Source organism: Alcanivorax sp. (assembly GCF_014762765.1).
Classification (GTDB): Bacteria; Pseudomonadota; Gammaproteobacteria; order Pseudomonadales; family Alcanivoracaceae; genus Alcanivorax.
Window position 1 is genome coordinate 1 of the sequence record NZ_JABURH010000040.1, and the last position, 12,116, is coordinate 12,116.

Consider the following 12,116-nt stretch of genomic DNA (forward strand, 5'->3'; position numbering starts at 1 on the left):
AGGCGGTGACGTCGCTCAAGCGGGAATTTGCTGATATGGATGAAGCCGAATACCGGGCCCGGGATATCGTCGATCGCCTGTCCCTGACCCTGCAGGCCAGCCAGCTGGTGGCCGCCGGTAATGCTTCAGTGGCCGAGGCCTTTATCGCCTCCCGGCTGGGCGAGCACGGTGATCGTAACTATGGGACGCTGCCACGGGGGCTGGATCTGGATGAGATTCTGGCGCGGGCAAACCCTTGGGAAGGCAATTGAGAATTGATAATGGATAATTGATAACTGTCGCGAGACAGTGAGTCATGCACTGAAACGCAAGAGGCCGCGTCCTTCGTATGGACGCGGCCTCTTTGCTTTGAGAATCGTCAACGGCCTATTCGCGCCGTTATCAATTATCCATTCTCAATTCTCAATTACAGTTTAAGTTTTCCTGCGATCTCGAACCACATGGCCCGGAAGGCCTGGGCGGAGGGGGTGTAGGGGGCGAATTCGCCGACCGGGGCGCGGTGATCGCCCATCTGTTCCACATGGGTGGAGTAGGGGATCCAGGTCTTCAGGCCGCCTTTCATGCTCTTGGGCCGTTTGACCAGCATTTCCACATGCAGGTCCCGGTGCCGGTCCACCATGTTGAAGAAGGGCACTACGGTGAGGTTCTTGTAGTTCTTGCCGTCCAGCCAGTCCAGCACCTGCTCATAAGCCCGCACCGACAGGTGGGTAGGGATTACCGGGACAAACAGGTAGTCCACCGCTGCAAAGATGCTTTCCGCCACTGGGCTCAGGGTGGGTGGGCAATCCAGGATGACCAGCTCGTAGCTTTCTCCCAGCGGGGCAATCAGCTGTTTCAGGCGGTTTTTGGCACCGCCGTTTTCAATCAGTTTGATGTCCGCGTTGCGCATGGAGATATCGGCGGGGATGGCATCCAGGTTTGCCCAGCGGGTTTCCCGCTTGAGTCGGCCGATAGGCTGTTTTCCCTTGATCAGGTTGCCGGCCTTGTAGCCGTCGCCGTCATCCACCCCCAGATAGAAGCTGGCGGCGCCCTGGGGGTCCAGGTCCCAGAGCAGGGTACGGTGCTTCCAGCGTGCGGCATGCCAGGCCACATTCACGGCCGAGGCGGTTTTGCCTACGCCACCTTTCAGATTGTAAAAGGCTATGGTTTGCATGGCGTCCCATTCCTGTAAGCTTGCAAAAAGCGCTACGATATCTGTTATTGGTGCTGGCGCCGCTGGTTAACCGGGGCAGCAGTTTGGGCTCAGGCTAGCATGAACCGGAGGGATGTCCCACGTCGGACGGCCTTTTGGAGGGCTCCCGGGTTGTGGTGAGGGCCCGCAGGCTGTTTAATAGCCAGCCAAAAACGTGCCCGAGAGGGCCATAACTCGACGCTACAGGTACCCAGGGTGACAGCGACGAAACGCTACCAGGTCTTTATCAGTGCCACCTTTCCCGATATGCAGGGGGCGCGCCAGGCATTGATGTTGCCGATGATCGAGCACGGCATGATTCCCACCGGCCTGGACAGTTCTGCAGCAGATGGCAACACCCTGTTGCCGGTGATTCAGAAACTGATCGAAACCAGCGATTACTTCGTGCTGATCGTGGGTGGCCGCTACGGTACTCTGTCACCCATGGGGCTCAGCGAGCTTCACCGCGAATACATCTTTGCTGCTACCAAGCGCAAGCCCGTTGTCGCCTTTATCCACGATAATCCAGCCATGTTGCGCGCTGACCAGCAGGAGCCCACCCGTGATGGGCAGGTGCGACGGGATGATTTTGTGCGTCTGCTGGAAGAAAAAGTGGCCTGCTTTCGCTGGACCACGGAAAACGGCCTGGCGGAACTGGCACACAAGGTAATCCCCAATCTGATGCGTGAGCACCGTGCCGATGGCTGGGTACGGGCGGACCAGGCCGGCTTGGGCGGCGGCGGGGCTGAAGTCGAGGCCCTCAAAGCTCGTATCGAAATGCTGGAAAAAGAGCGGGAAGACAGCTTGAGTCAGGCCCGGCCGCCACTGAAGACCCTGTCCCGGGGTGGCGATCTGGTAGCACTGGATTACTCCTGCAATGTTTACGAAGGCGGTGATTGCAAACTGGCCATGGTCACCACCCGAATCAGCTGGGATCAGGCGTTTTCCTGCGTGGCCCCGCTGATGCTAAACCCGGCTTCGGAGCCGGTGATGCAGAAAACCCTGGAAGATTTCATCGGTCGCAAGGCGTTGGCCGATGTGCAGCAGGATTTTCCTCGCGCCCATGCGGTACGTAACGTAGTGCTGGCGGCCCATTCTTTCAATCAGATCAAGATTCACCTGCGCGCTCTGGGCCTGATCACCAAGTCTCCGGAGAAGGACAATCGCGGCCTGCCGCTGTGGCAGCTGACGTCCCATGGCGATAACACCATGAGTCAGGTTATGGCGGTGAAGCGGAGCGTTAAAATCTAATTGATAGTTGAAAATGGATAATTGATAACTGTCGCGAGACAGTGAGTCATGTCCTGAAACGCAAGAGGCCGCGCCCATGGGATGGGCGCGGCCTCTTTGATTTGAGAATCCTCAACGGCTCGTTCGCGCCGTTATCAATTATCCATTCTCAATTATCAATTAATCCCCGTCTTCCCTTTCAGGAACGCTACAACCTCGTCCACTGCCACTTCGGTGTTCTCCGCATCCCCACGCCCTTTATATTCGAGTACCCCATTGTCCATGCCGCGTTCGGCGATGACGATGCGGTGGGGGATGCCGAGTAGTTCGCTGTCGGCCAGTTTCACGCCCAGGCGTTCCTTTTCGCGGTCGTCGAACAGCACTTCAATGCCGGCTGCTGTCAGTTCGGCATAGAGCTTTTCAGCCAGCTCGCGCTCGCGGGGGCTCTTCTTGATGTTCACCGGCACCAGCGCCACCTGGAAGGGGGCGATGGCGTCCGGCCACATGATGCCGCGGTCGTCGTGGTTCTGTTCGATGGCGGCAGCGACCACGCGGGTGACGCCGATGCCGTAACAGCCCATGGGCATGACCACGGACTTGCCGTTCTCATCCAGCACCTTGGCACCCAGGGCTTCGGAGTACTTGGTCCCCAGCTGGAAGATGTGGCCCACTTCGATGCCGCGCTTGATGGTCAGAGTGCCCTTGCCGTCCGGGCTGGGGTCGCCTTCCACGACATTACGCAGGTCAGCCACCTCTGGCAGCGCCACGTCGCGCTCCCAGTTGATGTTGAAGTAGTGCTTGCCGTCTTCATTGGCGCCGGCGCCGAAGTCACTCATCACTGCCACACTGCGGTCGATGACAACAGGAATCGGCAGACCCACCGGGCCCAGGGAACCCGGGCCGGCACCGATAGCCTGGCGGATTTCCTCTTCGCTGGCGAACGCCAACGGCGTGGCAACGGTGTCCAGTTTTTCCGCCTTGATATCGTTCAATTCGTGGTCGCCACGAACCAGCAGGGCAACCAGTTGACCTTCTTTTGCGCCTTTTACCACCAGGGTCTTGACGGTTTTCTCGACGGGCAGATCAAATTGCGCGACCAGTTCTTCGATGGTTTTGGCGTTAGGGGTATCCACCTTTTCCATGGCCGCCCCCGGGGCGGGACGCTCAATGGCAGGAGCCAGGGCTTCGGCCAGTTCCACGTTGGCGGCGTAATCGGAGCTGTCGGAGAAGGCGATATCATCTTCACCGGAGTCGGCCAGTACATGGAATTCATGGCTGGCGGCACCACCGATGGCGCCGGTATCCGCTTCCACCGGGCGATAGTCCAGGCCCAGACGATCAAAGATGGCGCAGTAGGCCTTGTGCATGATTTGGTAGGTGTTAGCTAGGGAATCCATGTCGGTATGGAAGGAGTAGGCATCCTTCATGATGAATTCCCGCGAGCGCATGATGCCGAAGCGCGGCCGGATCTCGTCCCGGAATTTGGTCTGGATCTGGTAGAAATTAGCCGGCAACTGCTTGTAGCTGTGCAGCTCGTTACGGACCAGATCGGTGATCACTTCCTCGTGGGTGGGGCCCAGACAGAAGGCATTGTTATGGCGATCGGTGATGCGCAACAGCTCCGGGCCATAGGCTGGCGCACGACCGGATTCTTCCCATAATTCCATGGGCTGTACCACCGGCATCAACACTTCCTGGGCGCCGGCCCGGTCCATCTCCTCGCGGACAATTTTCTCCACCTTGCGCAGCACGCGCAGGCCGGTGGGTAGCCAGTTGTACAGGCCGGAGGCCAGCTTGCGAACCATGCCGGCACGCAGCATGAGCTGATGGCTGATGACAACGGCATCCGCCGGTGTTTCTTTTACGGTGGCAAGCAGGTACTGGGAAGTGCGCATAGGAGACAGTCTTTCGCCGGTTATTACTGAAGCCGGTCATTTTAGGGGCAAAGGCGCTTCGTCACCAGCCATCATGATTGGAGGTGGGATTGTTGCGCCGGCTTTCGTATCCTCCCAGCTATCCAGAATGAGATGGCGAATCATATGTTGAATGCACAGGAAGTACAGGACGTGATCTATCAGGGGTTGCCAGCAGCTTCCGAGGAAGGGTTGCGGGTTGAAGCAGTGGGGCGGCGGCGTGCCCGGGTACGCAGTCCGTTCCGGCCATCCACCATTCGCCCCGGCGGCACCCTGTCCGGCCCGACCATGATGGGGCTGGCCGATGCTGCCATGTATGCGGCGATTCTTGGGGAGCTGGGTCGTGTGGAAATGGCGGTGACCCAGAATCTCAATATCAATTTTCTGTCCCGCCCGGCCCAGAAGGACCTGATCGCCGACGCTGTCATTCTGCGTCTGGGGCGGCGTTCGGCGGTGTTGGAAGTGCAGCTGTTCAGCGAGGGCAGTGACGAGATGGTCGCTCATGTGACCGGGACGTACGCGCTGCCGAGGAGTTGAAGGTTCAAAGTTGAAAGTCTCAAAGCGCGAGAAAAGCAGGGCACAAACCTCCAGGCCGTGCCCGCGATTACAGGTAAAGATGATTACTTAAGACGCTTCCATCAAGTAAAAAAACAACCGCCAGGCGGCGCGGCTAGAGGGCCTATCGCATGGCAACCAATCCTCATCGCGCTTTGCAACTTTGAACTTGAAACTCTTCACTGCAGCTCCTTTTCCCAGATCAGATCCAGGCTGTTGGCTCGGGTGCTGGAGCGGGCTTCCAGATGGAGTTGACGGGTCAGGGTATAGCGCAGCATGACGGTGGAGACCGCATCAAACAGCCCCACTGCATAGGTCAGATAGAGGCGGTCGGAAAGTTGTTTGCCCAGCATCAGGGCGGCATCGTCGGTTTCCCAATCGCTGCCCACGCTGATTTCATCCACGCCCAGCTTGTCGCCGAGTTTTTCGGTGACGCCACTGCCTTTTTCCAGTCCGTATAGTGCCAGGGCCTGGGCTATCTGGTTGTTGTCGCCTTTCGATCCCCGCTCAAGTGACCGGCCGGTAAGCAGGTAGGACATGGCCTGACTCTGCTCCATGCCGGGTTCGGAGAACAGGCTGGCTTCCGGCTCCTGCAGGGTGCCGCTGAGCTGCACCCCGACCACCACGTTTTCACTGGGTATCTTGCGGATGGCGCGAATATCCAGCCCCGGGTTGTCCGGCGGCCCCTGGAAAATCAGCTGGCCGTCACTGATGGCCAGGTTCTGTCCGTAAGCCCGGTAGCGACCTTCACGGATCACGAGTTCACCATTGAGTTGCGGCGGTTGTTGCGGTTGCTGTTCCACTTGCAGGGTGCCGCCAAGCATGGCGTCGAGGCCAAAGCCCTGGAAGTGGACCTTGTCGCCCAGACTGACAGTGACATCAATGCCCAGCGGCAGACCGCTGCGTTGTTCACCCTCCTGGTGGACGAGGATCTGATCCTGACTGACGGTAACGGCGCCCTCGGGAAGTTCAGTCGGATGAATTTCCGCTTCCGGGACAGTGAGCTTGCCGCCAAGTTGCAGCTCGCCCAGGTTCCCCTTAAGCACAAGTGTGGGGTTGAGTAGAATCCGTGCGTCTGGCCTGTCTGCCACCAGTAGCCGTTGGCCGTTCAATGACAGATTCACCGTGGCCGGCCATTCCCTCGGGTCCAGGGTGCCGGTCAGGGTCATTGTCCCTTCGCCCAGGGTGGCAGCCCCATTCACATCCAGCTGTCCACGGGGTGAACCCTGCACATCCATCTGCAGATCGGTAACGGCTACCCCCAGGGCGGGGACCAGGGCGCGGCCTTTTTCCAGCCGGATGCTGCCGTCCATCAGGGGCTGGCGAAGGGTGCCATCCAGTGCGAAATCACCACGAACCTGACCGCTGATTTCTCGCAGATCGGTAGTGAACAGAGCCAGGGGCGAGAGACTGGAGAGTTGGAATGACACCTGACCGTTCAGGGAGGAGTCGGCATCCAGGCCGTGCTCCACAGAGGCGTTGGCGCTGGCCAGCTCGGATATCAGTGTCAGCTCGCTGGACAGACGCCGCTGTTGCAGCGTTCCCTGGACAGAGAGTTGCTCGATTGCAAGCTCCTGGGGATCGTCGGCGGTGCGCATGGCAATGCGCGCTCCTCGGGTTTGCAGCCTATATTGGCCAACTGGATCGGCCAGTGAGCCTTGCAGGGTGGCTTCGCCATCCACGCTGCCCTGCATGGCAAAGTCTGGCCCGAGCAAAGCACCGGCCAGAGCCAGTGGCAGGTCGCTGAGAGAGAGGTTGGCGTTGACCTGATTGTCTGCATCGCGATTACCTTCAATACAGAGTCGGCTTTGTGACTGCTCAAGACAGAACGGAGAGGAGGACTGGGTTGTGGCGGAGAGAACCACCGCCGTGTCTTCGGCTTGCAGCCAACGGCCCAGTTGCGAATGAATCAGGCTGGTTTCAGATAAAGATCCCTGCCACCGGGGTATGCTATTCAGTGACGTCAGGGTGCCTTGGAGGTGTGTCTCCAGGCTGACTTCGTCGCGCCTGAAACTGGCTGTGGCGGTATGGCTGGACAGGGTGCCGTTGATGTTCAGTTGGGTGGCGGCGAGCTGGTCCATGTTACCCTGGCGAAGCGCCTGGCCGTCCAGTTCCAGTGACATGGTCTGTTCGCCCAGCCCGAGTGCGCGGAAACGGGTTTGCAGAGAGGCCAGCGACCACTCCTGCCAGCCGAGCTGCTGACCGTTCAGGTTGCCGGTCAGGTTGGGGGTGGCCAAAGGGCCTCGCACTTGCAGTTGCCCGCTGAGTTGGCCTTGCAGATCCGGGTGAAGCTGGCCCAGTTGTTTGAGGTCCACGGTGGTGTCCAGGGACCAGTCGGGCAGGATTGCGCCGCGCCCGCTCAGCCGGTTGTCACCCCAGCGAATATCACTGTTCAGTTGCAGACGTTGCTGGTGACTTTCCAGCTTGGCCTTGGCGGTTAAGGGTTGCTGGCGAACGCGGCCTTCCAGCCTTACCTGGCTTGGCGACAGGGCCCATTGTTCGCCATCGTAGCTGCCCTTGCTGTTGCCCTGCACGCTGAGCTGGCCGGGAAACTGCGGATGTAGCAGGCCGGTGTCCAGCTTCCCTTCTACAGCCAGGTCCCATTTCAAAGGGCTGAACAGCAGCTCACCACGGGCTTCCAGTTGCTGCTCGCCATCATCCAGCTGCAGCTGCCGCAGTGCCAGGCCGCCGTCGATCAGCTGGCTGTCCAGGGACAGTTTCACGGTTCTGTCGCCGCTGGTGAGGCTGCTTTGGCCTGCTATTTTCAGCGTTGCTAACGGGCCCAGGGTGGTAAGTCGGCCGTCGCCAACGGAAAGGGGTTGTGGCAACGTCAGTGGTAGAGGCTGAGCCGGCCATTGGTGTTCCAGAGTAAGAGGCCGTTTCTGTTCCCCGAGTTGCCACTGGCCCTGGCTGTGAATCTGCAGGGGGGCGTTCAGTTGGTGGCGAAGTTGCAGGGTTTCGAGGGAGCCACTGATGTCCAGCTGGCCAGCCAGTTGATCCGCGGTGACGGTATCGTTTTTCAGGAGCATTTGCCAACGGGCTTGTCCCTGAATCTCTATGGGGGCGGCGAGACTGCCTTGGGCGGTGGCTTCCACGCTGATGTCGGAGACCGTGCGTGTGGTCAGGCTGGCCAGCTGAAAACGGCGCCATGCGGCCAGTTGCCGGGCATCCAGTTCACTGACCACCTGGGTGTCGTTAACACGCAGCGAGGCCAGGGTCAGGGTGTCGATGCGCACGCCCAGGGGGAGCGCCAGGCTGTCAGGCAGGCTGTCCGCGGGTGAGTCGTCAGTCTCCTGGCCGGGTGGCAGAGACAGGTTCAGATTACCCAGCGATAACGAGGTGAATTCCAACCAGCCATGGGTGAGGGAAGCGAGCACCAGCTCTGCTTCCAGTTGATCCAGGCTAACGGACAGATCGTTCAGCTGATAGCGCACCCCGGTGATGATGACCTGATCCAGCAGACTGCCTTGCCAGTCTTCCACCTGCAGCTCGCCGGGGATCAGCTCGCTGACCTGACCGAGCAGCCAACGGTTACCTGTGGCGGTGCCCAGCAGCAGCCAGGTGGTCAACACCACAATCAGTATCAGACTGAACAACAGTCCGAGCAGACCGATGCTGAAACGCTTGAGTGCTCGCCGGATCACAGGTCTGGCCCCATGCTCAGGTGCAAACGCCAGTCGCGGTGTTCGTCCACAGCCCGGGCCAGATCCAGCCGGATCGGCCCAAGTGGGGAGCGCCAGCGGATGCCGAAACCGGCGCTGCGGCGGATCTCGAAATCATTGACGTCATTGAAAGCATTGCCGCCATCTGTGAATACCGCCAGATGCCATTTCTCGGTGAGCGGGTGATCGTATTCCAGGCTGCCGGTGGCCAGATGACGACCACCGATGACGTCGCCATTGTCGGCCAGCGGGCCCAGAGATTCATAGGCGAAACCACGAACACTGGAATCACCGCCGGCAAAGAAACGGATAGAGGCGGGTAGTTCTCGTACATTGGTCACTTCCGTGTAGCCAAGGTCGCCGCGCACCAGTACCCGGCCGCCGAGTAACGGGAAAAGAATCTTGCCGTTGCCGGTAAGTTGCAGGAAGGATGCGGTGGAAGACAGGTTGCGGTTGGCAAAACGGACCTTGCTGCTCAAACGCCAGCCGAAGGACGGGTAGATGGGGTCGTTGGCCTTGACCCGGCTGAGCTGGAAGCCGGGAATGATCAACTCGGCCTGATCCACTTCCTCGGCGATCTCGTAGGTCTCGCGCAGGTAGGTCAGCGAGGTGGTGGTGACCCAGCGATTTTGCAGCTCAACAATATAATCCGCACCGGTGGTCCAGCGTTCGTTGTCCTTGCTGTCGGTGACCTCATTCACGTAGCTGGTATGGAAATCCAGCCGTTCGCGCTGGGGATCCTTCAGCGGGATCTGGTAGCTGGCACCGGCGCCTTGCTGCACCTGGGACACTTCTGTTTCCGCCCGAAAGCGGTGGCCGGCCCGGTTCACCCGACGATTTTCCACCCCCAGACGCACTCGTGGCCCGGTATCGGTACTGGCACCGATACCGGCAAGCAGTGACCAACGATTGTTGTCCGTCAGGTTGATGCTGATCGGAATGGTGCGGGTGCTGTCATCCGGGGTGCCTTTCTGCACGCGCACGGCGCTGAAATAGCCGGCGCCGAGAAAGGCCTGCTGGGTTTCTAGCAGCTGTTTGCTGTTGAAGGGCTCACCCCGGGAAAAGCCCACATAGGCATTGACCAGCTTGTCCCTCAATTCGCTGCCGTTCAGGGTGATGGCACCGAAATCGTAGCGGGGGCCGCTGTCCACATGCAATGTGATGATGGCCTGGCGTTTGCGGGTGTCCACGCTGAGTTGATGTCGGGTCAGGTTTCCCAGCACGTAGCCACGGCTTATCAGGTGTTGCTGCAGGTTTGTTTTCAGGGTGGTGTACTGATCATGCTCAAGCCGCTGGCCGATGGCCAGTTGCGCATTGGCCACCAGCTGGTTGAACACGGGATCATTGGCAGCATCTCCGGTGAGGCGAATGTCAGCCCGCTGCAGGATCACTGGAGGCCCGGTAGTCACATCCAGCGTTACCCGTACACAGCCGTCCTCCCGGTCAGTATTCAGGGACAGGGTGCTTTCGTAGTAGCCCATGGCCTGTAACGCTTGCTGGCTGTTAGCGAGAATCTGTCGGCGGATCAGGCCATATTGGGCCGAGGGAGGCTCGCAGGGGTAGCGGGACAGGTTCACCAGGGCACGGATGTTGCTACTGACCGCATCACTGGTATTGCCGGTGATGCGCAGTTGGGGGGCGTCACCAGCAAAAGCCGGCATGGCGAGCAGCGTCAGCAGTAGGGTGACTAACCAGGTTGTCTGCTGCGTTGCCCTCAAGTCCTGCATCCCTGTGCGCTGGTTCCCGGCAGCATATCAATTCGTTACTGCCCCATTGGGAAGATAAGTTGTCACTTGCCCAACAGTGTAAGGCAAGTTGTGACGGTCAGTCTTCGCGAAAGTGTTTGTCGCGCTGGTAGTCACTGGCGGTGGGACGTTTTTTCAGGCGCCTCTGCAGGGTGCGGCGATGAATTCCCAGAGCGTCGGCCGCCCGTGAAATGTTGCCATCGTGAGCATCCAGGGTACGCTGAATATGCTCCCACTCCAGTCGTTGCAGGGAGGGCGGTGTGGCCGGTAGCGGCAGGGTCGGGTTGGCTGGGTCAGCATCCAGTGCCTGCAGGATATCAGCGGGGCTGGCGGGCTTGGTGAGATAGTTGCGGGCACCGCGGTGGGTGGCGGCAACCGCGGCCGTAATGCTGCCGTAACCGGTAAGCAGAATGACGCGGCAATGCGGGAAATGTTCGAGGATGGGGGCGATCAGATCCAGGCCGTTGTCGTTGCCCAGGTTCTGGTCGAGGATAGCCCCTGCCAGGCCAGGCAGGCTGGCAAGCAGGGTCAGGGCCTGTTCTGCGTTGTGGGCGACGGCTACTCGATTGCCACGGTGTTCCAGGGCTCGGGCGGTCTGCCGGGCAAGTTGTTCATCGTCTTCCACCAGTAGCAGTTGTCGTTCACTCATCTTGAGGGCTCCTGCGGCCAGTCGATGCGCGCCTGGGTCCAGCGCGCTCCTGATTCCATTTCCAGGTGTGCGCCCATCTGTTCCAGCGTGGTGCTGACCAGAGTCAGGCCGATGCCCATTCCCTCCCGTTCCGATGCCGCATGGGCAGGGCCGTTATCGCTGATCTGTAAACGGTAATCCTGACCCCGCTTGCTCAAGGTGATCGCCAGTCGGGTGGCTCCGGCATCCATGGCGTTGTAACCCAGATTGCAAAGTACCCGAAACCAGCCCTCCGGGTTAGCCACTGTGGGGTCGACATCCAGTTGATGGGTGACGGACAGGGTGGGTGCCAGATGCCGAAGGTGTTGTTGCAATTTGCTTAGTAGCTCACTGAAAGGCAGGGATTCCGGCAGCAAGGTATTGTTGCCCTGCTTCAGGCGCTGCGCCACGTTTCTTGCCAGTTGTTCTATCTGGGTGACTTCATCGCGAAGAGTGTCGGGGAGTTGGGGCGCATGCAGAATGTTGTCTGCCAACATCACCAGAGTTCCCAGAGGGGTATTCAGTTCATGGGCCTGGTCGGCCAAGGTGGCGGCAATCTGGTACATGTGCTCGCGTCGACCGGCCAGATCTATGGCCTGTTCCTTCTGGCGCTGTTGTTGGCGCATCAGGCGCTGAATCACCTGGCCCAGCAGAGTCAGCATGGCCAGCAGGGCAATAAAAACGGTGGCCATGCCGATGCCATGCAGGCCGCTGAGCTGATGGCTTAGTGCGTGCAAGGGGCTGTTCATGGCTGGCATCTGATACCAACTCATTGACACCATATAGCCGCCAAGAGCCAGTACGGCCACCAGCACCCCGCCTCTTAGCGGCAGGGTCAGGGAGGCCAGTAGCGCAGGTACCAGCAGGTAGAATGACAGGGGATTGCCGGCACCGCCGAACCCCTGGATCAGGCCAGTGAACAGGATCGTATCCAGGGCCAGTTCCAGCGTCAGCAGCGGGGCGTGGCGTTGGCGACCCACCCGGTGTGACAGCAATGTGATCAGGCTGGGCAGCAGCAAGGCCGCCAGCCAGCCCAGTTCGTTCAGACGATAGCCGCTATGCCCCTGGCTTTGCAGCACCATCAGGGCAAGGGTAATGATCAGCACCAGCAGGCTGCGGAGCCAGATCAGCCGCAGGCGCCAGTTCAGTAAGGGGGGGCGGGTATCCATGGGG

General features: G+C 59.9%; 8 protein-coding genes and 1 pseudogene. 3 read left to right on the forward strand and 6 right to left on the reverse strand.

Features of this window, described 5'->3' with window-relative positions:
* Positions 1–251: pseudogene (locus tag HUJ17_RS01230) on the forward strand (DNA alkylation response protein); the annotation flags it as partial.
* Between the two features lie 155 nt (positions 252–406).
* Here HUJ17_RS01230 and HUJ17_RS01235 read toward each other — a convergent pair.
* Positions 407–1,153, reverse strand: coding sequence for an AAA family ATPase (locus tag HUJ17_RS01235; protein WP_290508997.1), 747 nt, complete (start codon positions 1,151–1,153; stop codon positions 407–409).
* 234 nt (positions 1,154–1,387) lie between these two features.
* Here HUJ17_RS01235 and HUJ17_RS01240 point away from each other — a divergent pair, with 234 nt between their 5' ends.
* A complete protein-coding gene (locus tag HUJ17_RS01240; protein ID WP_290508998.1) occupies positions 1,388–2,422 on the forward strand; it encodes a DUF4062 domain-containing protein in 1,035 nt (344 codons plus the stop codon).
* A gap of 155 nt (positions 2,423–2,577) precedes the next feature.
* On the opposite strand, the gene HUJ17_RS01245 is transcribed toward HUJ17_RS01240, so the two are convergent.
* Positions 2,578–4,296, reverse strand: coding sequence for a proline--tRNA ligase (locus HUJ17_RS01245; protein WP_290508999.1), 1,719 nt, complete (start codon positions 4,294–4,296; stop codon positions 2,578–2,580).
* 144 nt (positions 4,297–4,440) lie between these two features.
* Here HUJ17_RS01245 and HUJ17_RS01250 point away from each other — a divergent pair, with 144 nt between their 5' ends.
* Positions 4,441–4,851, forward strand: coding sequence for a PaaI family thioesterase (locus HUJ17_RS01250; RefSeq protein WP_290509000.1), 411 nt, complete (start codon positions 4,441–4,443; stop codon positions 4,849–4,851).
* A gap of 197 nt (positions 4,852–5,048) precedes the next feature.
* Here HUJ17_RS01250 and HUJ17_RS01255 read toward each other — a convergent pair whose 3' ends face one another.
* The 4 genes from HUJ17_RS01255 to HUJ17_RS01270 form a co-directional block, all read right to left on the reverse strand.
* Positions 5,049–8,513 carry a translocation/assembly module TamB domain-containing protein gene (locus HUJ17_RS01255; protein ID WP_290509001.1) on the reverse strand — a complete coding sequence of 1,155 codons (3,465 nt, stop codon included), beginning with the start codon at positions 8,511–8,513 and terminating at the stop codon, positions 5,049–5,051.
* Positions 8,510–10,249: an autotransporter assembly complex family protein gene (locus HUJ17_RS01260; protein WP_290509002.1), complete on the reverse strand. Its 1,740-nt coding sequence runs from the start codon at positions 10,247–10,249 to the stop codon at positions 8,510–8,512. The genes HUJ17_RS01255 and HUJ17_RS01260 overlap by 4 nt, the downstream gene beginning before the upstream one ends.
* Positions 10,250–10,355: 106 nt before the next feature.
* A complete protein-coding gene (locus HUJ17_RS01265) occupies positions 10,356–10,925 on the reverse strand; it encodes a response regulator (RefSeq protein ID WP_290509003.1) in 570 nt (189 codons plus the stop codon).
* Positions 10,922–12,116, reverse strand: a 1,195-nt coding sequence (locus HUJ17_RS01270; protein ID WP_290509004.1) for a HAMP domain-containing sensor histidine kinase, incomplete at its 5' end; no start/stop codon positions are given. The genes HUJ17_RS01270 and HUJ17_RS01265, both read right to left, overlap by 4 nt.

Coding starts and splice junctions, on each gene's coding strand:
- HUJ17_RS01235 (WP_290508997.1), bottom strand. CDS start 1,153: ATGCAAACCATAGCCTTTTACAATCTGAAAGGTGGCGTAGGCAAAACC.
- HUJ17_RS01245 (WP_290508999.1), bottom strand. CDS start 4,296: ATGCGCACTTCCCAGTACCTGCTTGCCACCGTAAAAGAAACACCGGCG.
- HUJ17_RS01250 (WP_290509000.1), top strand. CDS start 4,441: ATGTTGAATGCACAGGAAGTACAGGACGTGATCTATCAGGGGTTGCCA.
- HUJ17_RS01265 (WP_290509003.1), bottom strand. CDS start 10,925: ATGAGTGAACGACAACTGCTACTGGTGGAAGACGATGAACAACTTGCC.